Origin of the sequence: Bradyrhizobium sp. CCBAU 25360, assembly GCF_028128695.1 — a bacterium.
Taxonomy (GTDB): domain Bacteria; phylum Pseudomonadota; class Alphaproteobacteria; order Rhizobiales; family Xanthobacteraceae; genus Bradyrhizobium; species Bradyrhizobium ottawaense.
The window spans coordinates 25,505-49,073 of record NZ_LBJA01000034.1 but is presented as its reverse complement, the minus strand read 5'-3'; the positions used below and the strand labels follow the sequence as shown (position 1 = coordinate 49,073).

Below are 23,569 nucleotides of genomic sequence, written 5' to 3'. Positions count from 1 at the left end.
ACCGATCACAAAAGTGGCAATTGCGTGAAGAAAATCAAGCTCCATACTTCCACCGTCTTTGTCGGAAAATCAGCCGTTTGAACGACGCGCCGATCCCGAAAGACCCATACAAGAGGACATTGCCTCATCTTGCGGATTGCCATGACCGTCTTCCAACTGAAAGAGTTCGCCTCCAGCTCCGTCCACGCCGCAGCCGACGTGATGGGCTGGAATTACGACCGCACCGAGCTGATCGCCGACGGAATCATCCACGCGATCGGCGTCCTCTCCGGCCTCATCGCCGCGACCGTGCTGGTGGTGCTGACGGCGATCTATGCCGATGCGACCGACATCGTCGGCGTCTCGATCTATGTCGCCGGCCTGCTCTCGATGCTGGTGCTGTCGGCGACCTATAATCTCTGGCCGGTGTCGCCGGCCAAATGGCTGCTGCGGCGGTTCGACCACTCCGCGATCTATCTGCTGATCGCGGCGACCTATACGCCGTTCATCCTCGAGGTGAAGGACAGCGGATTCGCGCTGGTGCTGCTCGCCGGCGTCTGGTGCGTCGCCATCCTCGGCATCGTGCTGAAGCTCTTCTATCCCGGCCGGTTCGACCGCGTCTCGGTCGGCATCTATCTCGCGATGGGCTGGAGCGGCGTGATGCTCTACGACGCCGTGGTCCGGGCGCTGCCCGCGCTGGTGCTGGGCTTCATCCTTGCGGGCGGGCTGCTCTACAGCTTTGGCGTGATCTTCCATGCCTGGCGGCGGCTGCGTTTCCAGAATGCGATCTGGCACGGCTTTGTGTTGGCCGGCGCGGCGTGCCATTATACCGCGGTGCTCGACCTCATGTTGAGCTGAGCAAGACCCAGGGGGTCTTCCAAGAAGCGGTATAAGACAAAAGGAGACGTCGCATGCAGGTGACCGGCAAGGTCGTGGTCGTCACGGGCGGCGCAAACGGCATCGGCAAGGCGCTGTGCGAGGCGTTTTACAATGCGGGCGCAGCCAAGGTCGTCGTCGCGGACATGGACGCCGCCAATGCGCGGGCGGTTGCGGCCATGGTGGATGGCGCGGCCTTCAAATGCGATGTCGCGCAGGAGAAAGACATCTCGCACGTCATCGAGGAGACCGAGCGGCAGTTCGGCCCCATCGCCCTGTTCTGCTCCAATGCCGGCATCGGCGGCGGCTTCGATCCGATGTCGGTCAATGCCGGCGGAGCCTCCGACGAGCCGTGGCAGCGCAGCTGGGCGATCCACGTCATGGCCCATGTCTATGCGGCGCGGCATCTGATCCCGCGCATGAAGGCGCGCGGCGGTGGCTATTTCCTCAACACGATCTCGGCCGCGGGCCTGCTGTCGCAGGTCGGCAGCCCCGCTTATTCCACCACCAAGCACGCCGCGGTCGGCTTTGCCGAGAATCTCGCGATCTCGCACAAGGCTGACAACATCAAGGTCTCGATCCTCTGCCCGCAGGGTGTCGACACCAACATGCTGCGCTCGATCCCGAAAGGCCCGCAATCCGGCGACGGCGATCTCACGCCCGAGCAGGTCGCGAAAGACGTGCTCGCCGGCCTCGAGCAGGAGACGTTCCTGATCCTGCCGCATCCGCAAGTGCTCGGCTATATGCGCAAGAAGACCGAGAATTATGATCGCTGGATCGGCGGCATGGCCAAGATCCAGGCCAGGATGCGGGAGGATTTCGGGAAGTGACCTTCAGGTCGGTGAGCCGACCTACACTCGCGCCAAAAGCTCGCTGTCGTCCCTGCGAAAGCAGGGACCCATAACCACAGGGAGAAGTTTGGCGAACACTGGTAGATGTTCTTGCGCGCGGTACTGACACCTGCGCTTTACGGATAAATCACGCGGTATGGGTCCCCGCGTTCGCAGGGACGACACCGGTGGTTAACGAGGCAACGTCTCCTCCCCCCGGCTCTGCCTGAGCGCCCGCGCATAGAGCATCATGCCCTCGCGCACCGTGCGCTGTTCCGCCGCCGTCAGCGCCGCCAGCGCGCCGCGCACCTGCTGCCGGCCGAACGCGTGCAGCCCCTCCAGCGTGCGCCGCCCCTTCGCGGTCAGCGACAATAGCTTGCTGCGTGCATCATTCTCATCCGGCGTCTCCCTGAGCTCGCCGCAATCGATCAGCTTGCGCACCAGGCGGCTGACGCTGGATTTCTCCAGCCGCAGGAAATCGCCGAGCTCGCCTGATGTCATCGGGCCGCGGATGCCGATCTCCAGGATCGTGTGCACGGCCGAGGGCGGATAGTCCGAGGCCGCCACCGTCGCATCCATGAAGCCGAGCTCGCGCACCATCAACCGCGAGGCGGCGCGAATGTCGTCGATGAGCGCAAGCTCGGCCATCCCTTGACTCCTCGCCTATAGTTGTATCATACAACTATAGGCGCAACGCGGCGCACGCAAGCGTTTTGGAGTGAGCAATGGGCGGAGCTTTGCCGACGGCGATGCGGATGAATGGCAAGGTCTGCCTCGTCACGGGCGGCGGCACCGGCATCGGCCGCGCCACAGCGTTGCGGATGGCATCCGAGGGCGCCGAGGCGATCATCGTGGCGGGCCGGCGCGAGGCCGAGATCGAGGCGACCGCCGCTTCGTGCCGCGAGCTCGGTGCGGAGGCGATCGCGCTCAAGACCGACATCACGCGCGAGGACGACGTCGCGCGCCTCGTCCGCACCGCCATCGAACGTTGCGGCCGGCTCGACGTCGCCTTCAACAATGCCGGCTTCCAGGAGCGCCGCGCGCCGCTGGAACAGCAGGGCACTGACATCTACGACAGCGTGTTCGACACCAATGTCCGCGCGTTGTTCCTGTGCCTGCGCCACCAACTGCCGGCGATGCTGGCGCAAGGGCGCGGCAGCATCGTCGTCAACGCTTCTGTCAGCGGCGTGCGCAATCCCAATCCCGGCTTCTCGCTCTATTCGGCCTCGAAGGCCGCCGCGATCTCGCTGACGCGCTCGGCCGCGCTGGAGAATGCCCCGCGCGGCATCCGCATCAATGCCATCGCGCCGGGCCGCGTCGTCACCGACATGATGCTGCGCGCCGGCGTCGGCGACATCGCAACGGTGAGTGCTGGCCTGCCGCTGCGGCGGATGGGGAGCCCGGAGGAGGTGGCGGAGGCCGTGGTGTGGCTGTCGTCGGATGCGTCGTCGTATGTCGTCGGGCACGTGCTGGCGGCGGACGGGGGATTTCTGGCGTCGTAGTTGGCAGCGGTGGTGCGGCAAACTCGATGTCGTCCCGGCGAAGGCCGGGACCCATAACCCCAGGCCGTAGTTGTGGCACCAAGCTGCCCACTACGGGTCTTCGCCAAACCTCTCCCTGTGGGTATGGGTCCCGGCCTTCGCCGGGACGACAACTCAATGCTTCTGCCCGTAGAGCACCGGCACCGCCGAATCCACGACGACCTCGACCAGGCTCGTCCCCTCAAACGCCATCCCGCGCTTCAGCGCCTTGCCGAGCTCAGCCGCCTTCGTCACCCGCACCGCGTGACATCCCATGCCTTCGGCGAGCCGGACGAAATCGATCCCCGGCAACTCCAGCCCCGGCACATTGCGCACCTGCATGACCTGGCTGAATGAGCGCATCGCGCCGTAGCCGGAATTGTTGATGACGACGATGGTCAGCGGCAGCTTGCGCTGCGCGGCGGTCCACAGCGCCTGGATCGAGTACATCGCCGAGCCGTCGCCGATCAGGCAGACCGTGCGGCTGTTCGGCTTGCCGAGCGCCATGCCGACGGCGGCGGGCAGGGAATAGCCGAGGCCGCCGCTCGCCATGGTGTAAAAACTGTCCTGGCCGCGCATCGGCATGAACTTCTGCATCGCCGGCCGGTGCGAGGGCACTTCCTCGACGACTGACGCACCATCCGGCATCGCCTGCGACAGCGAATGCAGCAGGAATTCGACCGGCAGCGGATCGGCGGCTTGCGGCGCCGGCGGCAGTGTGCGGCCGTTCGGCGTGGCGCGCTTGCTCTCCGGCAGCAGGTCGAGCAGCGTGCTCAGTGCCGGCTTCATGGTGGCGATGATGCTGGTGCCGACGGGCGTCACAGCCGCCGCATCCGGGTCATCCGTGATCTGAAAGATCGTCGCGCTACCATCGAAGATCGCGGCATGGCCCTCGACATGGAAGGTGAACACGGGCGCACCGATCACGACGATGAGATCATGCTCACGCAGTGCGTCGGAGAGTTGCGCCGGCGAGGCGTGCAGGAAGCCGGCGAATTGCGGATGCCGCTCGGGGAACGAGCAGCGTGCCGAGAACGGGCTGACCCAGACGCTGGCCATCGCCTTCTCGGCGACGCCCACCATCAGGTCTACCGCGCCGGCGCGGTCGACGCCGGGGCCGACGACGAGGGCAGGGTGCCTTGCGGAGCCGAGCGCGGCGACCAGTGCCTTCATCGGCTCAAGCTCGGGGCCGATTTCCCGGCTGACCTTGCGCGCCTCGGACGGCGCGCAGGCATGCGCCCAGTCGTCGATCGGGATCGACACGAAGGTCGGCCCGCACGGCGGCTGCATCGCGGTGTAATAAGCGCGCGCGATCGCAGCCGGCACGTCCTCGGGCCGCGCCGGCTCGACGCTGTATTTCACGTAAGGCCGCGGAAACTCCGACGCGCGCTCGGCATAGAGGAAGGCCTGCAAGGGCAGGATCGAGCGCGCCTGCTGGCCCGCGGTGATCACCAGCGGGGTCTGGTTGCGATGCGCGGTGTAGATGTTGCCGAGCGCGTTGCCGACGCCGGCGGCCGAATGCAGATTGACGAAGCCGGCATTGCGGGTCGCTTGCGCGTAACCGTCGGCCATGCCGACGGCGGAGGCTTCCTGCAGCGCCAGCACGTAGTCGATGTCATCGGGCCAGTCGCTCAGGAACGGCAGCTCGGTTGAACCAGGATTGCCGAACACTTTTGTGATGCCGAACGAGCGCAGCAGGTCGAGCGTCGCCTGCTTGACGGTGACGGACTTGCTTTTTGTCGCGGCGGGCTTGCGGGACGACATCGGACGGCTCCCCTGATCTTCTTGTGTTCCGTCGCCGTGCCAAGCATGAGCGACGATTTGTCCGCCTTGGCCTTTGAGCACAGGCAAAAGCAACCTACCTCTCGGTGGATTGCTTGGCGAAGTCAAGATGAGGCTGCGTGTGATGCTGGGGCGCTAGCCCGTGGCGCCCTTGACCAGTGGGCACTTGCTCTCCGAGAGCGGCCACGCGGTCTGTTCCGATGGAATCGGACGCACGATCTCCAGATAGTCCCAGGGATATTTCGACTCCGAAGGCTTCTTGACGCGGGCCAGATACATCGTGCGTGTCACGCGGCCGTCTTCGCGCAGCGTCGCGCCCTGCGAAAAGATGTCGTCGATCGGGATCGCGCGCATGGCGGCGGCGACCCGCTCGGCGTCGTCGGTGCCGGCCTGGGTGACAGCCTTCAGATAGTGCCGCACCGCGCCGTACACGCCGGCATGCAGCATCGACGGCGGCGCGCCGGTCTTCACCATGAACTCCCTCGACCAGGCGCGCGTCGCCTCGTTCATGTCCCAGTACGATGCCGTCGTCAGATACGTGCCCTGTGCGGCTTCCAGGCCCAGGGTGTGGATGTCCTGCAAGAACAGGATCATCGCCGCAAGACTTTGCCCGCCCTTCACGATCCCGTACTCGTTGGCCTGCTTCATCGCATTGATGGTGTCGTTACCGGCATTGGCAATGCCGATGATCTTGGCGCCGGAAGACTGCGCGGTGAGCAGGAACGAGGAGAAATCCGGCGTGTTGAGCGGATGGCGGACGGCGCCCAGCACTTTGCCGCCGGCCGCCGCGATCACGTCGCTGGCGTCTTTCTGCAACTGCTGGCCGAAGGCATAATCGGCGGCGAGGAAGAACCACGTCGTACCGCCGGCCTCGACGACTGCCGAGGCCGTTCCGTGCGAGACCGCGTAGGTGTCGTAGGTCCAGTGCACGCCGAACGGCGAGCACTGCTCGTTGGTTAGTGCCGTCGTGCCCGCGCCGGAATAGAGCACGATCTTCTTCTTTTCGCGTGCGAGGCCCTGGATCGCGAGCGCGACACCGGAATTCGGTACGTCGACGATCGCATCCACGCCCTCGACATCGAACCACTGGCGGGCAATTCCGGTGCCGATGTCGGGCTTGTGCTGATGATCGGCTGAGATCACCTGAACCGGCTTGCCGAGCACGGTGCCGCCGAACTCGCGAACCGCCATCTCGGCGGCGACAAGCGAACCCTTGCCGGTGACATCAGCGGTTACACCAGCCATATCGGTCAGGACGCCGATTTTGACGACGCCACCCGAGACTTCCGCCTGTGCCGCAATCGGAACGATCAGCGCGATCAGGGCCGCGCCGAGCAGGTTCGATCTCATCTTCATCTCCTCCTGATCTTCTCGTGTCTTGTCGGGTCAGCAGCCGGCCGCATCGAGCCAATCGAGGACCAGCGCGGCGAGATCATCGCTGTTGTCCTCGATCATCATCATGTGGCCGTTGCCGGTGATGCCGCGATCCGGCAGCCAGATGAAGTCGGCATCGAGATAGGCCGCGGTCGCAGCGTCCACCTCGCGTGGATGACGCGGATCGAGCTCGCCGGTGACGATCAGGATGCGATGGTTGCCGAGTCTGTTGAGATCGCCGACGCGGAGGCCGCGTCCGCCGATGTTGAAGCGCTCGTTCAGGATACGCGGGCTTTCGGGCACGATGGACGCGAAATAGTGCTTGAACGCATGTTGCGGAAATCGCGATGTGTTCGCCCAGGAAGAAGCGGCGAATTCGGCGTTCAGCCAGACGGGCCGATCCTCGGCGGCATGCACCGGCCGACCGGCGCTGGCGTCGTCGCGTAGCGCTGCAAGCGCGGCCGGATCGTCGGGCAGATCCTTCAGCAAATCGGCGGGCGGGCCCGGCGCGATGCCGACGACGGCGCGGACCAGATCGGGCCGTCGCTCGGTCATCCACCATGCCATCGGCCCGCTCGCGGAATGCACCAGCAATACGGCGGGGCCGATCTCCTCCAGCAGGGCGAGCAACGAGTTGGCGACGTCGGCGCTGCCAAGCGTCGGAAAATCCGCCCGCTGTGGCGAGCGGCCATGGCCGGGCCAATCAGGCACGAACACATGGCGGCCGGTACCTGCGAATCGTGGCGCCCAGCCCGGCCGCAGATCAGGCGTCGCCATGTAGCAGGCGCCGGTGTGCGCAGCGCCATGTACCATCACGACGGGCGTCCGCTCGGTTCCGCCCTCGGGCGGTCGGACGTGATCGACATAGATCGGATGCACCTCAGTCCCTGCGTAGAAGCACGATGGCCCCTGCGCGCGCAGCAAATGCCTCCGTCGCGCGGACGCGACAGGTCCCGCCTTGTTCACAGCCGGCGATCTCCCAGAGTTCTGTTCTATTCCGCTGCGATGTTAGGATGAGATCAATCCGAAAGGCAATGAGAAAGTCACATATGAGACGATCTAGCAAAGACGCGACCCGGCCCAATTCAGGGGAAAGCGCCGACCGCGCCAGGGACGTGCTCGGCGGCACCGAAGTCAGGATCGCCTACAAGATGGGTTACGTCCTGAATTTCTACCGTGAGCCGTCGTTTCGGAAGATCGAGATGGAGCTCGGCATCACACGTCCGGAGATCGTCACGCTCATCTTCCTGAGTTTTCGCGAGGGCGTGACCGCCAGCGAGATCTGCGAGTTTTCCGGTCATCTCAAGGCCAATATCAGCCGCGGGATCATTGCGCTGGAAAAGAAGAAGCTGTTGCGTCGCGACGTCGACAAGAACGACAATCGCCGCCAGCGTCTGTATCTGACGCCAGCCGGACGCACGCTCTATGCCAGATACATCCCCACCTTGCGCGAGCGCGAACGGGCGATGCTGTCATGCCTCAGCGTGTCCGAACGCAAGGTGTTCGAAGGTCTGCTCGACAAGCTGGCCGAGCATGTCCCGCAGTGGACGGCGCTCGATGAACTGTGAAGGGCGCGCTCCTGGCGGCGTCATGCCGGGGGGCGCGAGGCGAACCCGGAATCTCGCGATTCCCCGGTGCGCAATTTGCGCACCTGAGGTCCGATCCTGCGGACCGCCCCGGAACGACGGGACGTCCCTCACCAAACCGCCGTGCCCTTCATCGTCGGCTGCCCTTCCGCATTCGCGGTCCACAGCTCCATGCCATCAGTGGTCTCGTTGGCGTTGACCGAGAACTCCGTGCCCTCGAACAGCGGCTGCAGGCCGCGATAGGTGAACTTCTTCGGCGCCTCGCCGCCGTGCAGCTTCGCGGCCAGCTCGATGATCAGCGCCGCCTGCAGCGGGCCGTGGAAGATCAGGCCCGGATAGCCCTCGACCTTGGTGACGTAGTCGCGGTCGTAATGGATGCGGTGACCGTTGAAGGTCAGCGCGGAATAGCGAAACAGCAGCACGGGGTCGGAGACATGGGTCTCGCGGTGCTGCGCCTTCGGCGGCGGAGGCGGGGCCTTGGCGCCAGCCGGCGCGCTGCTCGTCATCTCGCGATAGACGATGTCCTGCCGCTCGCGAATGGCGACGCCGCGCGGCGAGGAGATGCTGTGCTCGACCGAGACGAAGCACAGCGTGCCGGTCGAGCCCGTCTTGACCTGCACGTCGGCGATGCGCGAGGTCCGAGTCGATTCATCGCCGACCTGCAGCGGCTGCAGGAACTCGATCTCGCCGCCGGCCCACATCCGGCGTGGCAGCGGCACCGGCGGCAGGAAGCCGCCGCGGGTGGGATGGCCGTCGGGCCCCAGCATCGACATCGGGAACACCGGCTGCGCCAGGCACCAATGCACCGTGAACGGCGCGGCGTCGCCTTTCCTGGGCTCGCCGACCTCCTGGAACAGCGTCGCGCGCAGGCCCATCACGAGCTGCGCGGTGACGATGTCGGTGGCCTCCGTGCTGCGGCCGATCCATTGCCGCAAGTGATCGATGTCGAGCTTCTCGGTCATGACGCCTCGCTCTTCTTACGTCTTGGACTTTGGGTTTTCGCCGATGGCGGGCACAGCGCCGTAAGCGCGCGTTTCGCCGACGACGATCGGCGCCGGCGCGGGATAGCTGACGCGTCCCTGCGGCGTGTCGACCTCGATGCGGCGCAGATGCGGGTGGTTGGTGAGGTCGGCCATGGTGTTGACCTCGGCAAAGGCGATATCGGCATCCGACAGCCGCTTGAGCAGCTCGTCGCGCGTCATCTTGCCGAAGATATCCGCCACCGTCGTATCGGTGAAGTCGCGGTTGCGCACGCGCTCGACCATGTTGGCGACGCGGGGATCGGCGGGCAGATCGGGTTGATCCAGCACCTTCGCGCAGAGCGTCTTCCACTCGCGCTCGCTCTGGATCGAGATCAGGATGTCCTTGCCGTCCTTCGACGTGAACACGCCATAGGGCGCGATCGAGGGATGCCGCAGCCCCATGCGCTTGGGCGGATTGCCGGCTTCGGAGTTGAGCAGCGGCACGGTGCACCAGTCCGCCATCACGTCGAACATGGAGATGCGGATGTCACAGCCCTTGCCGGTACGCCCGCGCCCGATCAGCGCCTCCAGGATCGCCGCATGCGCGGTCGCGCCGGTCGCGACGTCCACGATCGACATGCCGACGCGCGAGGCGCCATCAGGGTTGCCGGTGATCGAGGCCAGGCCACTCTCGGCCTGGATCAACAGATCATAGGCCTTGCGATGCGCGTAGGGACCTTCGTCGCCATAGCCGGTGATCGTGCAGGAGATCAGCCTCGGATAGTCCTTCAGCAGCCGCTCGCGCGAAAAACCGAGCTTGTCCATCGAGCCCGGCTTGAGGTTCTGGATCAGCACGTCCGCGCTTGCGATCAGCTTCTCCAGCTCGGCACGGCCTTCCTTCGTCGCGAGATCGACCACCGCCGATTGCTTGCCGCGGTTGAGCCAGACGAAATAGCTGCTCTGGCCCTTGGCCGCCGCGTCATAGCCGCGGGCGAAGTCGCCTTCGGGCCGCTCGATCTTGATCACCTCCGCGCCGGCATCCGCCAGGCGCGAGGAGCAGAACGGCGCCGCCACCGCCTGCTCGACCGCAATCACCCTGATCCCGTCCAATGCTCCCATGATGATGGCCTCAGTACGAGCGCGGCATGCCGAGCACATGCTCGGCAACGAAGGAGAGCACGAGGTTGGTCGAGATCGGCGCCACCTGATAGAGCCGCGTCTCGCGGAATTTGCGCTCGACGTCGTATTCCTCGGCGAAGCCGAAGCCGCCATGGGTCTGGATGCAGGCGTTCGCCGCCTCCCAGGACGCATCCGCCGCCAGCATCTTGGCCATGTTGGCCTCCGCGCCGCAGTCGAGCCCGGCCTCGTATTTGCGCGTGGCTTCCTTCACCATCAGTTCGGCCGCGCGCATCGAGGCATAGGCCTTGGCGATCGGGAACTGGATGCCCTGGTTCTGGCCGATCGGCCGGCCGAACACGCTGCGCTCCTTGGCGTAGTTCGTCGCCTTGGCGATGAACCATTTGGCGTCGCCGACGCATTCGGCCGCGATCAGGATACGCTCGGCGTTCATGCCGGAGAGGATGTAGCGAAAGCCCTTGCCTTCCTCGCCGATCAAATTCTCCGCCGGCACCTTCATGTCGGTAAAGAACACTTCGGTGGTGGCGTGGTTCATCATGGTGCGGATCGGGCGGATCTCGAGGCCGTTGTTCTTGGCCTCGCGCATGTCGACGATGAACACCGACAGGCCATCCGTACGCTTCTTGGCCTGCTCCTTCGGCGTGGTGCGCGCCAGCAGAACCATCAAATCGGAATGCTCGGCGCGGCTGGTCCAGATCTTCTGGCCGTTGACGATGTAGCTGTCGTTGCCGTCCTTGCGCGCGAAGGTTTTCAGCGAGGAGGTGTCGGTACCGCTGGTCGGCTCGGTGACGCCGAAGGCCTGCAGGCGCAATTCGCCGCTGGCGATCTTCGGCAGATATTTTGCTTTTTGCTCGGCGTTGCCGTGTCGCAGCACGGTGCCCATCGTGTACATCTGGGCGTGGCAGCCGCCGCCGTTGCAGCCCGCGCGCTGGATTTCTTCGAGGATCGCGGCCGCCGCGGACAGCTTCAGCCCCGCACCGCCATATTCCTCGGGGATCAGCACCGAGAGATAGCCGGCCGCTGTCAGCGCGTCGACGAACGCCTTGGGATAGGCCATCTCGCGATCGAGCTTGCGCCAATATTCGCCGGGGAACTGGGCGCAGAGCTTTGCGACGGCTTCACGGATGTCGGCGTAATCTTCGGTGTGGTGTTCTTCACTCATGGCGTTTCCAGTTCTTAGCGGCAGTTAAGATAACGCCGGCCGATCCTCAGGCGTTGTGAAAACAACGCCAGCCCCCTATGCTCATTTGTTATAGCGTATGGAGTAGCCTTCCAGGATTGGCAAGCATGGATTTCCGGCAGCTCAGGACCTTCAGTTGCGTGGCGGAGCTCGGCAGTCTGAGCAAGGCCTCCGACACGCTGCGCGTGGCGCAGCCGGCGCTTTCCAGGCAAATCAAGCTGCTGGAACACGAGCTGCGCACGGAGCTTTTCACGCGCAACGGCCGCGGCATGGTGCTCACAGAGGCCGGGCGCCTGCTGCTGGCGCGCACCTCGGGCATCGTGCGTCAGATCGACCAGATCCGCGACGATATCCAGTCGTCCCAGGGGCCGCCGTCCGGCCAGGTCGTGCTTGGCCTGGTTCCAACCGTGAGCTGCGTGCTGTCGGCGCGCTTTGCGCGGCGCTGCGTCGAAAAATTTCCCGGCATTTCGCTGCGCATCGTCGAGAGCTACAGCGGCCATCTGGTCGAATGGCTGCATCGCGGCGAGATGGATCTCGCCATCCTCTATGGCCGCTCGGCCGATCTGCATCTCAACGTGGAGAGCCTGGGGCGCGACAACATCGTCGCGGTCGGCCCGCGCGGCTGCGGCCTCGCGCGCAAGAAGAGCGTCGACATCGGCTGGCTGCTGCGGCAACGGCTGGTGCTGCCCTCTCACTCGCACGGCCTCCGTGCGCTGATCGAGCACGCGGCCGCCCAGCGCAAGATCAAGCTCGACGTCCAGCTCGAGGCGGATTCGTTCCGCGTGCTGACCAGCCTGGTCGAGGAGGGGCTCGGCTTCGCGCTGCTGCCGCCGTCGTCGGTCCACGGCGAGGTCGCGGACGGGCGGCTGGAAACCGCTGTCGTCTCCAAGCCGATGACGCGCGAGCTCATTTTCGCTTCTCCGATCGACCGCCCGGTCTCGACGGCCTCGCTCGCCGTCACGGCGCTTCTGCGCGAGGAAGTCGCCGCCTGCCGCAAGGAAGGCGTGTGGGATATCAAATTGAGTTAGATGCGGCTCGTGTCGTAGAACAGCCGCGCGCCGCCCGGCCATCGCATCTGGCGCGAGCTGTCATGCCGAAATTTTATAGCTGGGCTGGCGCGTCAACATGCCGCTCTCATGCCCCGGACGCAGCGCAGCACGCCCGGCGATGTGAAGCATCGTCCGGTGTGTGATGCGCTGCAGAGCCGGGACCCATGTTGCAGCGAGGCCGTTGCTTGCTGGGTCCCGGCTCTGCGCCGCACCGCTACGCGCTGCGGTGCGTCCGGGACACGAGCGAAGAAGACGCTTCGCTCGCAAGGGACGAAGGTTAGAGCCTACCCCGGAATCCTCACCGCCAGCGTCTCGTACCCCTTGATGAAGCTCGAATAGATCCGCTTGGGCTCGCCGACCACCTCGATGCGATCGAAGCGCTTCAGCATCTCTTCCCAGACGATGCGCAGCTGCAGCTCGGCGAGGCGCATGCCGACGCAGCGGTGGATACCGAAGCCGAAGGAGAGGTGGGTGCGCGGGCGCGGACGGTCGATGATGAAGTCGTTCGGCTTGTCGAACATCTCCTCGTCGCGGTTGCCGGAGACGTACCACATCACCACGCGGTCGCCCTTCCTGATGTGCTTGCCGCCGATCTCGGTGTCTTGCAAGGCGGTGCGGCGCATATGCGCCAGCGGCGTCTGCCAGCGGATCACCTCGGGCACCATGGAGTCGATGAGCTCCGGATTGGCGCGCAGCTTGTCGTATTGCTCCGGGTTCTCGCTCAGCGCCAGCACCGAGCCGGTCATGGTGTTGCGCGTGGTGTCGTTGCCCCCGACGATGAGCAGGATGATGTTGCCCATGAGGTTGTCGGGGTCCATGTGGCGCGTGGCATCGTTGTGCGCCATCAGCGACAGCAGATCGTTGCGCGGTGCGGAGTTGACGCGCTCGTTCCACAGCTTTGACATGTAGGCGTAGCACTCGTCCATCTCGCGGCGGCGCTCTTCGGCGGAGGCGACGATGCCGCTCTTGGGCAGCGCGGTCGAAACGTCCGACCAGCGCGTCAGCTTGCGCCGCTCCTCCCAGGGGAAGTCGAACAGGGTCGCGAGCATCTGCGTCGTCAGCTCGATCGAGACGCGCTCGACGAAGTTGAAGGTCTCGTTGCGCGGCAGATTGTCGAGCACGGTCTGCGAGCGCTGCCGGATCAGCTTTGCCAGCTCGTCCAGATGTGTCGGCGTGAACATCGGCGACACCGTCTTGCGCTGCGACGAATGCCTGGGCTGGTCCATCGCGATGAAGCTCGGATAGTCGTAGCCTTCCGGCACGTCGCGGATCGAGATGCCGCCGAGCGTGGAGTCCGAGGAAAAGATGCCGTGATTGGTGTCGACATGCATGATGTCGTTGTATTTCACCACCGACCAGTACGGCTCGATCGGCGCGTTGGTGCAGTAATGCACCGGCTCTTCCTTGCGCAGCCGCTCGAACCACGGCCACAGCGTGTCGTCCTGGAACAGCCTGGGCGCGCCGGGGTGGAATTGCGCCAACGGCGTCGCATAGGCCTCCTCGCGGGCCCTGCGCATGCGTTCGGCCTTGTCCACTTTAACCGGCGCTTGGATGTTCATCGTCGTGGCTCCAGTTGGTTCTTCCTTCACCTCGCCCCGCTTGCGGGGAGAGGTCGGATCGCATCGTTAGATGCGATCCGGGTGAGGGGGACTCTCTGCGATTCGGCTGTCGCCGTCTTCGGGGAGAGAGCCCCTCACCCCTCCCTCTCCCCGTAAGAACGGAGGGAGGGTTTTTCGTCTCATGCCGCAATCTTCACCGGCAGTTCTTCCAGACCCTTCACGAAACTCGAATAGACCCGCTTGGGTTCGCCGACCACGTCGATATGATCGAACCGCTTCAGGATCTCTTCCCAGATGATCTTGAGCTGGAGTTCGGCAAGCCTGAGGCCGACGCAGCGGTGGATGCCGAAGCCGAACGACAGATGCGTGCGCGGGCGGGCGCGGTCAATGATGAATTCGTAGGGCCTCTCGATCGCCTCCTCGTCGCGGTTGCCCGAGACGTACCACATCACGACCTTGTCACCTTTCTTGATCTCTTTGCCCCGGAACTCGAAGTCGGCGAGCGCCGTGCGCCGCATATGCGCCAGCGGCGTCTGCCAGCGGATCACTTCGGGCACGAAGCTGTCGAGCAGAGCGGGATTTTCGCGCAGCTTGCGATACTGCTCGGGATGCTGGCTCAGCGCGTGGAGCGAGCCCGACATGGTGTTGCGCGTGGTGTCGTTGCCGCCGACGATCAAAAGCACGAGATTGCCGAGGAAGTTCTTGGCGTCCATGTCGCGGGTCGCGGCGCCATGCGCCATCATCGACAACAGGTCGCTCTTCGGCGGCTGCGCGATGCGCTCCTTCCACAGCCGCGCGAAATAGCCGGCGCATTCGGTCAGCTCGGCCTGCCGCTCGTCCTCGGTGGCGACGAGTCCGTCAGGCCCGGGAATGGTGGTGGCGATGTCGGACCAGCGCGTCAGCTTGCGGCGGTCCTCCCAGGGAAAGTCGAACAGCACCGCCAGCATCTGCGTCGTCAGCTCGATCGAGACGCGATCGACCCAGTCGAACACCTCGCCGCGGGGCAGATTGTCCAGGCACTCGGCCGAGCGCTTGCGGATGTTGAGGGCGAGATTGTCCAGATGCGTCGGCGTGAACATCGGCGCCACGGTCTTGCGCTGCGCCGCATGGCGCGGCGGGTCCATCGAGATGAAGCTCTCGCGGCGCAGGTCCGGATCGATGTCGCGGATGGTGATGCCGCCGAGGGAGGAGGCCGAGGAGAACACCGAATGGTTGGTCTCGATCTCCATGATGTCGTTGTAGCGCGTCACCGACCAGTACGGGCCGAACATCGAGTCCTTGCAGTAGTGCACGGGATCTTCGCGGCGCAGCCGATCGAAATACGGCCAGAACGTATCGGTCCTGAACAATTCCGGATCGCCCGGATCGAATTGCTCCAGCGGCAGTGTCGTGGCGCGCTCGCGAAGGGCGTCGAGCTTGGCCGCGCTCTCGATGGTCCCATGCATGACCGTTCTCCCTGGCATGTACCGCCCGTTCTCGTTGAATTCTGCGCTGCGGTATTTGATGTGCAATTACAGCCGGTTATCTGCGCCGGAGCAAGGGAGAGTTTTGTCACATCCAACCTTTGCGAGAGGGTGGATGTGAAGCCCGAATGGAGCCACCGGGTTGGCGCAAAGCGCCGCCCGATGACAGGCTCCGCGTCATCCCCGGGCCGGCGTCGCTTGGGGCACGATCCCGGATTACGCTGACGGGATCTCGATAGCGTGACCCTCCGCACACCGTTTGTCGTGAAAACGTGCCAGAAACCGACTGGAATCAAGGTAAATCGAACCCCGCCATCTTGGGGGCCGACCAACCTCTGATCTATAGTTTGACCCGATCAAGACCGCATCCCGAGGTTGCCGCCGTGAACGACATGCAATGGACCCCCATCGGCTCCGAGCCCTTACCGCCGCCGCTGCCGCCCACGCGGGTCGATTTCAGCGGTGACCGCTCCGAGTTCCGCAAAATGGTCACCAAGGGTGCCATGCTGGAGCTGGTCACCTTCGGCTTCTACCGGTTCTGGCTCGTCACCGACATCCGTCGTCATCTGTGGGCGAACACCGCGATCGACGGCGATGCCGCCGAATATACCGGCCGCGCCAAGGAGCTGCTGGTCGGCTTCCTGTTCGCGCTCGCGATCCTGGTGCCGATCTACCTCGCCTACTTCCTGATCGGCATCGAGTTCGAGCGCTGGCAGGGTTTTGCCTCGACGCCGCTGTTCATCGGCTTCTACGCCTTCGGCCAGTTCGCGATTTTTCGCGCGCGACGTTACCGGTTGACGCGCACCGTTTGGCGCGGCGTCCGCTTCTGGATGGACGGCTCGGGCTGGGCCTATTCGTTCCGCGCCATGGCGTGGGGCTTGCTGGTGTTACTCACGCTCGGCCTGGCGCTGCCCTGGCGCGAGGCCGCGCTCGAACGCTACAAGATGCAGCACACCCATTACGGCGATCTCCGCGGCGATTTTGAGGGCAACGGCTGGACCTTCTTCAAGCGCGGCTGGTGGCTGTGGCTGCTCAGCCCGATCGCGCTGGTGATCTTCCCGCTCGCGCCGTTCTTCTATGCGGAATTCAAGGCGCGCGAGTGGCGCTGGTGGCTCGACGGCATCCGCATCGGCGGCGTCAGCCTGTCCTCGGACCTGCCGCACGATGCCTTCTACGGCCTGTACTGGAAGGTGATCGGCTGGTGGACGCTGCTCTCGATGGTGTTCTCCGCCTATCTCGGCGGCAGCGCCTTAGCGGTCGTCCAGCTGAGCGGCGTTCCGGCCGATCAGGTGTTCGGCTCCGACAATGCCGCCAGGAGCATCCCGATGGTGGTGATGATGGTGATCGGCTATCTCGCGCTGGCGCTTGCGATCAACATCGTCATGCGGGTCTATCTTCAGCGTGATCTCTGGGCCAAGGTGCTGGAGACCGTCAAGGTGCACGACATCGGCGCGGCGTCGGATGTGCAGGGGCGCGGCGTACTTGCCAGCGCGCTCGGCGAGGGTTTTGCCGACGGGCTCGATGTCGCGGGATTCTGAGCTGTGACGGACGTATTTGCCGAGGCGCCGGCGCAGGCCGCCAAGCCGACCATCTTCTTCGACGGCACGTCGAGCCGCCGGCGGCAGGTGACGCTGACGTTCGCCGATGCGCTCGAGATCCTTGAGGAGGGCGGAACGCCGGTTCGCTGGTCCTATGCCGACATTTGCCGCGCCGACAGTCCGCCCGGGATATTGCGTCTGGCTTGCACCACGGCGCCGCCGCTGGCGCGGCTCGAGATCCGCGATGCCGTACTCGCGGCAGACGTGACCGTCCGCTGCCCCCATCTCGACGAGCACCGGACCTCGCGCCGCGGCGTCGCAAAAATCGTCGGCTGGTCGGTGGCCGCCACCGTCTCCATCGTCTGCGTCGTGCTCTTCGGCGTGCCGCTCGCCGCCGACCGCCTCGCGCCGCTGGTGCCGAAACCGATCGAGCGGCGCATCGGCGATGCCTCCGAAGTCCAGGTGAAGACCATCTTCGGCCGCAGCGTGTGCGAAGACCCCGCGGGCAAGGCCGCGTTCACAAAGCTGGTCAACCGCCTGCGCGATGCCGCCGGCCTCGACGACGATTCCATGACGGCGGGCGTGCTGCCGACCGCGGTGCCGAACGCGTTCGCGCTGCCCGGCGGCAAGGTCTACGTGCTGAGGGGCCTGCTCGACAAGGCGCAAAACCCCGACGAGCTCGCCGGCATCCTCGCCCACGAGCTCGGCCATCTCAAGCATTACGACAACATGCGCGGCCTGATCTACAACGGCGGCACGTCGTTCCTGATCGGCCTGTTGTTCGGCGACGTCACCGGCTCATCCGCCGTGATCTTTGCCTCGCGCACCGTCGTCGAAGCCTCCTATTCGCGTGAGGCCGAGACCGCCGCCGATACGTTCGCGATCGAGATCATGCACAAGCTCGGCCGCTCGCCGAAGCCCGCGGCCGAGCTGATGTTCCGCATCACCGGCAAGGAGGGCGGCTCCACGCTCACGTCGATCCTCGCCAGCCACCCGCTGACCGAGGACCGCCTCGCCCGCATGACCAGGGAAGATCGCCCGGCCAGCGGCCCGCCGCTGCTGACGGACAAGGAATGGCAGTCACTGAAGGGGATTTGCGGCAGCGGGAAGGTGTGAACTTCTCTTACCGCGTCCCGTAAGCGCGGTCGCCGGCGTCGCCGAGGCCCGGCAGGATGAACCCGTTCTCGTCGAGGCCCTCGTCCACCGCCGCGGTCCAGATCGGCACGTCCGGATGCAAGCCGCGCAGCCGTTCGAGGCCTTCCGGGGCGGCGATCAGGCAGGCGAGGCGGATGTCCCTGGCGCCGCGCTCCTTCAGGCGGTCGATGGCAGCGACAGCCGTGTTGGCGGTGGCGACCACCGGGGTCACCACGATCGCGAGGCGCTCGCCGAGGTCGGACGGCGATTTGAAGAAATACTCGACCGCGGCAAAACTGTGCGGCTCGCGGTAGAGTCCGATATGGGCGACGCGCGCGGTCGGCACCAAATCCATCATGCCGTCGACGAAGGTGGTGCCGGCGCGCAGCATCGGCACGAACACCAGCTTCTTGCCGGCGATCTTGGCCGAATGCATCGTCGCCAGCGGCGTCTCGATGACGGTGTCAGCGAGCGGCAGGTCGCGCGTCACCTCGTAGCACAAGAGCATGCCGATCTCCTTGATCAGCTCGCGAAACGACTTTGTCGAAATCGATTTGTCCCGCACCAGCGTCAGCTTGTGCTGCACCAGCGGATGATCGACGATCGTGACGCCTTCCATGATGGGATGCTCCTGAAATTCATCAAGTGAATGTGTGAGCGGCAGCGAGGATTAGAAAACCGTGCCGTCGCTGATGACCTTGAGCGGGGGTGATCCATCGGGCCGGCGCGCAAACGCAATGGCGCGGCCGGCGGCCCAGGTGCCGCCTTCCAAGATGCTGGCGAGCGGCAGCGACTCCGGCGAGCGACCGAGCTTGGCGCGGATGCGCTCCGCAAGCTGATCGAGCAGCGCGACGGTGAGCGCGCGCCATTCCACGACGAGCAGCGAATCCACCGCATGTGCGCGCTCGGCATCGGCGGCATCGCGCAGGCGCAGCACCTCGTGATCGACGAACAGGCCGCCGTTGCGGTATTCGGCAAGCCCGGTCAGGCCGTCGATGTCGGTGACCTCGAAGCCTGCGCGCTGCAACGGCTCGATCAGCGAATAGCTCAGCCATTGCGACAGCTTGTGAAGGGGCACGAGGCCCTCCGTTGAGTCGTTCGCCTTGATCGCCGGGTGGCGCCAGCAATCGCCAAGCGGAATCCCAGCAAGGTCCAGCCGCGATGGCCAGATCGGCCCGAGCTGGTTCAGCACGGCGGTCAGGATGGCGGGCGCGGCAATGGCGCCGCTCGCAGCGCGAGCTGCGATATGATCGAACAGCCCGCCCGGCCGCGGCGCATCGTGCCGTGCAAAAATCTCCGGGTAGTTCGCAACATGCTCGCCCAGGCGCCGCAGCAGATCCGCACGCCCTTCGAGGCCGAGCAGAGGGTTGGCATCGCTGATCTGAAACGCTGAGGTGAGGGAGGCGAGGGGCAGCTGTGCGAGCACATCCGCATCGGCCCTGAACGGCGCACGCGCATCGCCGGAAAAGAGCCCGCTCGCGAACATGTCGAGGCTCGCAATCGCAAGCCCCTCGGACCGGCCGATGCTTTCCCCCGTGACTGCATCGCGATAACGCCAGGCCGCTCCCGCGCCGGCATCGAGCAGGACGGAGACGATCGCGAGGTCGAACTCGGCCCGCGCCCGCGCCGCGCGATCCGGCCACGGAGCCGCATTCGCAAGGCCCGCCCAGCGGTCGACACCGCCGATCACAAAATGCCGCCAGCGCGCATGAAACGGAATCTCCAGCGCCGGATAGGCCTTGCGCGTCACCGCGAGCACGGCCTCCGCGACGCCGTCCATCCGGTCGAGATCAATCGTGAAGTGGCTCAAGCCGCCGGCAAGGCCGATCTCCAGCATCTGCCCGGCCCGCGCGCGCACCGCATCTGCGCTGAGCAGCGAGCGTGCCTGCAATTCCAAAGCCTCCGCCATCGCGATCAGTATTTTTCCAGCGAACGTCCGACCACGCCGTTCACGTCCTTCTCCGGCGCGATGTCGGTCGAGTAATAGCCGGCGGCCTTCTTCGCGGCGATCTCGACATGGGCATCGGCCGGAATCAGCTCCAGCGGGATCGGCACGCGCTCGACGATATCGATGCCTTGGGAGGTCAGCGCGTCGTGCTTCATGTCGCTCATCGACAGGAAGCGGTCGATGCGCTTCAGGCCCAGCCAGTGGATCGTGTCCGGCATCAGCTGCTGGAAGCGTGCGTCCTGCACGCCGGCGACGCATTCGGTGCGCTCGAAATAGGCGGCGGCCGCGTCGCCATCCTCCTGGCGCTTGCGCGCGTTGTAGACCAGGAATTTGGTGACCTCGCCGAGCGCGCGGCCTTCCTTGCGATTGTAGACGACGAGCCCGAGCCCGCCCTCCTGCGCGCCGCGTGCGGATTCCTCGATGCCGTGGATCAGATAGGGCCGGCAGGTGCAGATGTCGGAGCCGAACACGTCAGAGCCGTTGCACTCGTCATGCACGCGGCAGGTGATCTTGGTGCGATGGTCCGGCAGTTTCGTCACATCGCCGAACATGTAGACCGTGGTACCGCCGATCGGCGGCAGAAACACCTTCATGTCCGGCCGCGTGACGAGCTCGGGGAACATGCCGGCGGTCTGCTCGAACAGCGTGCGGCGCAGCTCGGTCTCGCCGGTGCCGAAGCGCGCCGCAAGGCCGGGCAGGTGCCAGACCGGATCGATCGCGATCTTCACCACGGAGACGCTGCCATTGGCATGTACGACCTCACCGTCGGCGCGTAAGCGTTTCGCAGCCAGCGCCTCGCGGATCTCCGGCAGGTCGAGCCGCGCCCGCGTCACCGCGATGCTCGGGCGGATGTCGGAGCCTTCTGCGATCTCCTTGCCGAAATTCTCCGCGACCAGATGCCCCCAGGGATCGAGCGCGACGATCTTGGCGGGATCGCGCCATTGCTCGAACGGACCGATGGTTGCCGCCGGAAAGGTGTTGGTGAGGTCGGGCCTCCGAATCGGATCGAGAGCGCCGGCGGACACTGCGAGCGCGCGGTACATCGCATAGGACCCGCCATGGCTGCCGATCACGTTGCGATCCCCGGCGCGCGAGACCGTGCCGATGATCGGTCCGCGGGCGCGCGCGTCAGGGGCGCCCCAGTGGATCGGGAAGGCGGACTTCCGGCCCGGCTCCGGATGGGAGGTCAGGCGGATGTGATCGGTACGGTTCGCGCGGCTCATGACCAAACTCCCAAAAAGCCAACGGCCCGCCGCTCGGACGGGCCTGGCTCGGTCGCGTTGCCGACGCGGAACATCGGCGACGCAAGCTCAATCCAACATATTGTAGCGGCAAGACGCGACAGACAAGTTAATCGTGCGGAGCGCCCCGGAAGGATCATTCCCGCGCCCGTCCGGATCGGCGGTCGACGCGGAAATGCTCCCTATATCTATGTAATCGTTTGAATTTTTGAAAGGGGCGGGCGGCGCCTCGGCCTCCAAACGCGTGACTGGATAAAGCCCGTATATTCAGACATATCGACTGGATCGGCTGCCCGCCCCGGAGACCCCCATGCCCGCCAGCTACATCGACCCCCGCAACGCAAAGCTCTACCCGCTCGACCAGCCGCGCTGGTGCTCGGACGAGCGCACGCCGCTACTGGTGACGCCGGGGGCGGGGATCACGCGCGAGGACATCGATGGCCGCACGCGCTCGCTCTGGCGCTACCGGGCGGCGCTGCCAGTCGAGATCAAGGCTCCGATTTCGCTCGGCGAGGGCTGCACGCCGCTGGTGCAGCAGGACTGGGGCGATTTGCGGCCGTTGTTCAAGCTCGAATGGTTCAACCCGACCGGCAGCTTCAAGGATCGCGGCTCCGCCGTGATGCTGTCGTTCCTGCGCCAGATCGGCGTCGACGCAATTCTCGAAGATTCTTCCGGCAATGGCGGCTCGTCGATGGCCGGGCTCGGTGCCGCCGGCGGCATGCGCGTGAAGATTTTGGCGCCGGCCTCGACGTCGCCGGCCAAGATCGCGCAGGTGCGCGCCTACGGTGCCGCGGTGCAGCTCGTCGAGGGCCCGCGCGAGGAATCGGAGGCCGAGGCGATCCGCCAGTCGAGCCAGACCTTCTATGCCAGCCACAATTGGCAGCCGTTCTTCCTCGAAGGCACCAAATCGCTCGCCTATGAGATCTGGGAAGATCTCGGTTTCCGCGCGCCCGACAACGTCATCGTTCCCGTCGGCGCCGGCAGCTCTCTGCTCGGATGCGCCTTCGGCTTCCGCGAGCTGTTGAAGGCCGGTCAGATCGCGAAGCTACCGCGGCTGTTCGCGGCGCAGCCGCTCAATTGCTCGCCGATCGATGCGAGCTTCAAGGCGGGCGTCGATACGCCTGTCGCGCGCGAGGTCAACAAGACCATCGCCGAAGGCACCGCCATCAAGCACCCGCTGCGCCTGCGCGAGATCGTCGCAGCTCTGCGCGAGAGCGGCGGCGCCACCGTCGCGCTCACCGAGGACGAGATCGTCGCCGCCCTGCGGCGCCTCGCGCGCCAAGGCCTGTTCGCCGAGCCGACCAGCGCAAGTGCTGCCGCCGCGCTGGAAAAACTATCTGCCATCGGCGCCATCAAGGCGAACGAGACCACGGTTGCCGTCCTCACCGGCACCGGCCTGAAGGCCGCGACCACGGTTGCCGATCTCGTGCAATAGGGCCGCGACGATGAAAGACCGTGCCGTCGCCGTCATGAGGCCGCGTTGAACCTTCGGTGACCTTCGCCAGCCTCATGGAGATCGACCTCGAGCAAAGGGAGAGTTCCATGACTGCGCAGGACCCGTTTGCAGCTTTCAAGGCAGTCCAGAAGGAAGCCTGGTCGCTGTTCACGCCGATGGAAGTTTTCACGACACCGACCGCCGCCAGGCTCGTCGGTTTTGCCGGCGTTGCCGCCGGCCAAAGGCTGCTCGACGTCGGCTGCGGCACCGGCGTGGTCGCGATCACGGCGGCGCGCCGCGGTGCGAAGGTCAGGGGTCTCGATCTGTCGCCGGTCCTGATCGAACGCGCCCGCGAGCATGCGCAACTGTTGAACCTTGATGTCGACTTCAAGGACGGCGACGCCGAAAGCCTGCCCTATGGCGACAACGAGTTCGACGTGGTGCTCAGCCAGTTCGGCCACATGTTCGCGCCGCGTCCGGACGTCGCGATCGGCGAGATGCTGCGCGTGCTGAAGCCCGGCGGCACCATCGCCTTCTCCACCTGGCCGCCGCATCTGTATGTCGGGCGGATGTTCGCGCTGATCGGCCGCCATCTGCCGCCGCCCGAGGGCGTGGCATCGCCGGTGTTGTGGGGCGATCCGAAGATCGTCGCGGAGCGTCTCGCGGGGAAAACGAAGGATCTCTCCTTCGAGATGGACATGATGACGCCGTCCGCCCTCAGCCCGCAGCATTTCCGCCGCACCATGGAAGCGACGATCGGGCCTTTGATCAAGCTCGTCGCCCAGTACAAGGACGAACCGGACAAGCTCAAGAGCTTCCGAGCCGAGTTCGAGGCGCTGATCTCGGAATATTTCGACGCCGGCCACAATGTGATGCGCCAGCAGTTCCTGATGTCGAAGGCAAGGAAGGTGTGAGGCGCGTTCGACCGTGAGATTCTGCCTCATGTGAGAGCCCGCCAAAGCAGGCGTCTCGAACC

21 protein-coding genes are annotated in these 23,569 nt (G+C 65.4%); 9 read left to right on the top strand and 12 right to left on the bottom strand.

The window, feature by feature from the left end; genetic code table 11:
• Positions 1 to 141 precede the first annotated feature (141 nt).
• Complete coding sequence (gene trhA / locus XH81_RS10985) at positions 142 to 837, top strand: PAQR family membrane homeostasis protein TrhA (RefSeq protein WP_097668844.1); 696 nt, start codon at positions 142 to 144, stop codon at positions 835 to 837.
• 53 nt (positions 838 to 890) lie between these two features.
• Positions 891 to 1,685 (top strand): SDR family oxidoreductase, encoded by a 795-nt coding sequence (locus XH81_RS10980; RefSeq protein ID WP_028140405.1) that lies wholly within the window; start codon positions 891 to 893, stop codon positions 1,683 to 1,685.
• 192 nt (positions 1,686 to 1,877) lie between these two features.
• On the opposite strand, the gene XH81_RS10975 is transcribed toward XH81_RS10980, so the two are convergent.
• Complete coding sequence (locus XH81_RS10975; RefSeq protein ID WP_049801853.1) at positions 1,878 to 2,333, bottom strand: MarR family winged helix-turn-helix transcriptional regulator; 456 nt, start codon at positions 2,331 to 2,333, stop codon at positions 1,878 to 1,880.
• Between the two features lie 77 nt (positions 2,334 to 2,410).
• Here XH81_RS10975 and XH81_RS10970 point away from each other — a divergent pair, with 77 nt between their 5' ends.
• Positions 2,411 to 3,187, top strand: a complete 777-nt coding sequence (locus XH81_RS10970) for an SDR family NAD(P)-dependent oxidoreductase (RefSeq protein WP_028140404.1) — start codon at positions 2,411 to 2,413, stop codon at positions 3,185 to 3,187.
• Positions 3,188 to 3,340: 153 nt separating this feature from the next.
• Here XH81_RS10970 and mdlC read toward each other — a convergent pair whose 3' ends face one another.
• The 3 genes from mdlC to XH81_RS10955 all read right to left on the bottom strand — a co-directional run bounded on the left by mdlC (position 3,341) and on the right by XH81_RS10955 (position 7,285).
• Positions 3,341 to 4,969, bottom strand: a complete 1,629-nt coding sequence (gene mdlC, locus XH81_RS10965) for a benzoylformate decarboxylase (RefSeq protein WP_028140403.1) — start codon at positions 4,967 to 4,969, stop codon at positions 3,341 to 3,343.
• 153 nt (positions 4,970 to 5,122) lie between these two features.
• A complete protein-coding gene (locus tag XH81_RS10960; protein ID WP_197905470.1) occupies positions 5,123 to 6,337 on the bottom strand; it encodes an ABC transporter substrate-binding protein in 1,215 nt (404 codons plus the stop codon).
• A gap of 36 nt (positions 6,338 to 6,373) precedes the next feature.
• Positions 6,374 to 7,285 (bottom strand): alpha/beta fold hydrolase, encoded by a 912-nt coding sequence (locus XH81_RS10955; protein WP_049801852.1) that lies wholly within the window; start codon positions 7,283 to 7,285, stop codon positions 6,374 to 6,376.
• Between the two features lie 125 nt (positions 7,286 to 7,410).
• Between XH81_RS10955 and XH81_RS10950 the strand changes: the two genes are divergently transcribed.
• Positions 7,411 to 7,929, top strand: coding sequence for a MarR family winged helix-turn-helix transcriptional regulator (locus tag XH81_RS10950; RefSeq protein WP_240536470.1), 519 nt, complete (start codon positions 7,411 to 7,413; stop codon positions 7,927 to 7,929).
• Between the two features lie 128 nt (positions 7,930 to 8,057).
• On the opposite strand, the gene XH81_RS10945 is transcribed toward XH81_RS10950, so the two are convergent.
• Genes XH81_RS10945 through XH81_RS10935 form a run of 3 tightly spaced genes read right to left on the bottom strand, consistent with a single transcriptional unit; the run spans position 8,058 to position 11,208 of the window.
• Positions 8,058 to 8,909, bottom strand: coding sequence for an FAS1-like dehydratase domain-containing protein (locus XH81_RS10945; protein WP_028140400.1), 852 nt, complete (start codon positions 8,907 to 8,909; stop codon positions 8,058 to 8,060).
• A 15-nt stretch (positions 8,910 to 8,924) separates the two neighbouring features.
• On the bottom strand, positions 8,925 to 10,028 hold the full coding sequence (locus XH81_RS10940) for a CaiB/BaiF CoA transferase family protein (RefSeq protein ID WP_028140399.1): 1,104 nt from the start codon (positions 10,026 to 10,028) through the stop codon (positions 8,925 to 8,927).
• A 10-nt stretch (positions 10,029 to 10,038) separates the two neighbouring features.
• Positions 10,039 to 11,208 carry an acyl-CoA dehydrogenase family protein gene (locus tag XH81_RS10935; RefSeq protein ID WP_018317224.1) on the bottom strand — a complete coding sequence of 390 codons (1,170 nt, stop codon included), beginning with the start codon at positions 11,206 to 11,208 and terminating at the stop codon, positions 10,039 to 10,041.
• A gap of 125 nt (positions 11,209 to 11,333) precedes the next feature.
• Between XH81_RS10935 and XH81_RS10930 the strand changes: the two genes are divergently transcribed.
• Complete coding sequence (locus XH81_RS10930) at positions 11,334 to 12,254, top strand: LysR substrate-binding domain-containing protein (protein ID WP_028140398.1); 921 nt, start codon at positions 11,334 to 11,336, stop codon at positions 12,252 to 12,254.
• A gap of 305 nt (positions 12,255 to 12,559) precedes the next feature.
• On the opposite strand, the gene XH81_RS10925 is transcribed toward XH81_RS10930, so the two are convergent.
• Together XH81_RS10925 and XH81_RS10920 are read right to left on the bottom strand one after the other, a co-directional pair.
• Entirely contained in the window at positions 12,560 to 13,834 is a 1,275-nt protein-coding gene (locus tag XH81_RS10925) for a cytochrome P450 (protein WP_271596181.1), read from the bottom strand.
• A 179-nt stretch (positions 13,835 to 14,013) separates the two neighbouring features.
• Entirely contained in the window at positions 14,014 to 15,279 is a 1,266-nt protein-coding gene (locus tag XH81_RS10920; RefSeq protein WP_028140396.1) for a cytochrome P450, read from the bottom strand.
• A 410-nt stretch (positions 15,280 to 15,689) separates the two neighbouring features.
• Here XH81_RS10920 and XH81_RS10915 point away from each other — a divergent pair, with 410 nt between their 5' ends.
• Together XH81_RS10915 and XH81_RS10910 are read left to right on the top strand one after the other, a co-directional pair.
• Complete coding sequence (locus XH81_RS10915) at positions 15,690 to 16,835, top strand: DUF898 family protein (protein WP_028140395.1); 1,146 nt, start codon at positions 15,690 to 15,692, stop codon at positions 16,833 to 16,835.
• A gap of 3 nt (positions 16,836 to 16,838) precedes the next feature.
• Positions 16,839 to 17,951: a M48 family metallopeptidase gene (locus XH81_RS10910; RefSeq protein WP_028140394.1), complete on the top strand. Its 1,113-nt coding sequence runs from the start codon at positions 16,839 to 16,841 to the stop codon at positions 17,949 to 17,951.
• A gap of 7 nt (positions 17,952 to 17,958) precedes the next feature.
• On the opposite strand, the gene upp is transcribed toward XH81_RS10910, so the two are convergent.
• Genes upp through XH81_RS10895 form a run of 3 tightly spaced genes read right to left on the bottom strand, consistent with a single transcriptional unit; the run spans position 17,959 to position 21,140 of the window.
• Positions 17,959 to 18,588 carry a uracil phosphoribosyltransferase gene (gene upp, locus XH81_RS10905; RefSeq protein ID WP_018317218.1) on the bottom strand — a complete coding sequence of 210 codons (630 nt, stop codon included), beginning with the start codon at positions 18,586 to 18,588 and terminating at the stop codon, positions 17,959 to 17,961.
• A gap of 51 nt (positions 18,589 to 18,639) precedes the next feature.
• Positions 18,640 to 19,878 carry a URC4/urg3 family protein gene (locus tag XH81_RS10900; protein WP_028140393.1) on the bottom strand — a complete coding sequence of 413 codons (1,239 nt, stop codon included), beginning with the start codon at positions 19,876 to 19,878 and terminating at the stop codon, positions 18,640 to 18,642.
• Positions 19,879 to 19,883: 5 nt separating this feature from the next.
• A complete protein-coding gene (locus XH81_RS10895; protein ID WP_028140392.1) occupies positions 19,884 to 21,140 on the bottom strand; it encodes a GTP cyclohydrolase II in 1,257 nt (418 codons plus the stop codon).
• 328 nt (positions 21,141 to 21,468) lie between these two features.
• On the opposite strand from XH81_RS10895, the gene XH81_RS10890 reads away from it, so the two are divergent.
• Both XH81_RS10890 and XH81_RS10885 read left to right on the top strand, forming a co-directional pair.
• A complete protein-coding gene (locus tag XH81_RS10890) occupies positions 21,469 to 22,593 on the top strand; it encodes a threonine synthase (protein ID WP_028140391.1) in 1,125 nt (374 codons plus the stop codon).
• Positions 22,594 to 22,700: 107 nt separating this feature from the next.
• Positions 22,701 to 23,507: a class I SAM-dependent methyltransferase gene (locus XH81_RS10885; RefSeq protein WP_028140390.1), complete on the top strand. Its 807-nt coding sequence runs from the start codon at positions 22,701 to 22,703 to the stop codon at positions 23,505 to 23,507.
• Positions 23,508 to 23,569 lie beyond the last annotated feature (62 nt).

What these genes read in the sequence shown, in the direction of transcription:
- XH81_RS10935 (WP_018317224.1), bottom strand. Translation starts at nt 11,208, where the DNA reads ATGAGTGAAGAACACCACACCGAAGATTACGCCGACATCCGTGAAGCC.
- upp (WP_018317218.1), bottom strand. Translation starts at nt 18,588, where the DNA reads ATGGAAGGCGTCACGATCGTCGATCATCCGCTGGTGCAGCACAAGCTG.
- XH81_RS10945 (WP_028140400.1), bottom strand. Translation starts at nt 8,909, where the DNA reads ATGACCGAGAAGCTCGACATCGATCACTTGCGGCAATGGATCGGCCGC.
- XH81_RS10900 (WP_028140393.1), bottom strand. Translation starts at nt 19,878, where the DNA reads ATGGCGGAGGCTTTGGAATTGCAGGCACGCTCGCTGCTCAGCGCAGAT.
- XH81_RS10930 (WP_028140398.1), top strand. Translation starts at nt 11,334, where the DNA reads ATGGATTTCCGGCAGCTCAGGACCTTCAGTTGCGTGGCGGAGCTCGGC.
- XH81_RS10950 (WP_240536470.1), top strand. Translation starts at nt 7,411, where the DNA reads ATGAGACGATCTAGCAAAGACGCGACCCGGCCCAATTCAGGGGAAAGC.
- XH81_RS10975 (WP_049801853.1), bottom strand. Translation starts at nt 2,333, where the DNA reads ATGGCCGAGCTTGCGCTCATCGACGACATTCGCGCCGCCTCGCGGTTG.
- XH81_RS10970 (WP_028140404.1), top strand. Translation starts at nt 2,411, where the DNA reads ATGGGCGGAGCTTTGCCGACGGCGATGCGGATGAATGGCAAGGTCTGC.
- XH81_RS10915 (WP_028140395.1), top strand. Translation starts at nt 15,690, where the DNA reads ATGCAATGGACCCCCATCGGCTCCGAGCCCTTACCGCCGCCGCTGCCG.
- XH81_RS10890 (WP_028140391.1), top strand. Translation starts at nt 21,469, where the DNA reads ATGCCCGCCAGCTACATCGACCCCCGCAACGCAAAGCTCTACCCGCTC.
- mdlC (WP_028140403.1), bottom strand. Translation starts at nt 4,969, where the DNA reads ATGTCGTCCCGCAAGCCCGCCGCGACAAAAAGCAAGTCCGTCACCGTC.
- XH81_RS10960 (WP_197905470.1), bottom strand. Translation starts at nt 6,337, where the DNA reads ATGAGATCGAACCTGCTCGGCGCGGCCCTGATCGCGCTGATCGTTCCG.
- XH81_RS10885 (WP_028140390.1), top strand. Translation starts at nt 22,701, where the DNA reads ATGACTGCGCAGGACCCGTTTGCAGCTTTCAAGGCAGTCCAGAAGGAA.
- XH81_RS10940 (WP_028140399.1), bottom strand. Translation starts at nt 10,028, where the DNA reads ATGGGAGCATTGGACGGGATCAGGGTGATTGCGGTCGAGCAGGCGGTG.
- XH81_RS10980 (WP_028140405.1), top strand. Translation starts at nt 891, where the DNA reads ATGCAGGTGACCGGCAAGGTCGTGGTCGTCACGGGCGGCGCAAACGGC.
- XH81_RS10920 (WP_028140396.1), bottom strand. Translation starts at nt 15,279, where the DNA reads ATGCATGGGACCATCGAGAGCGCGGCCAAGCTCGACGCCCTTCGCGAG.
- trhA (WP_097668844.1), top strand. Translation starts at nt 142, where the DNA reads ATGACCGTCTTCCAACTGAAAGAGTTCGCCTCCAGCTCCGTCCACGCC.
- XH81_RS10895 (WP_028140392.1), bottom strand. Translation starts at nt 21,140, where the DNA reads ATGAGCCGCGCGAACCGTACCGATCACATCCGCCTGACCTCCCATCCG.
- XH81_RS10925 (WP_271596181.1), bottom strand. Translation starts at nt 13,834, where the DNA reads ATGAACATCCAAGCGCCGGTTAAAGTGGACAAGGCCGAACGCATGCGC.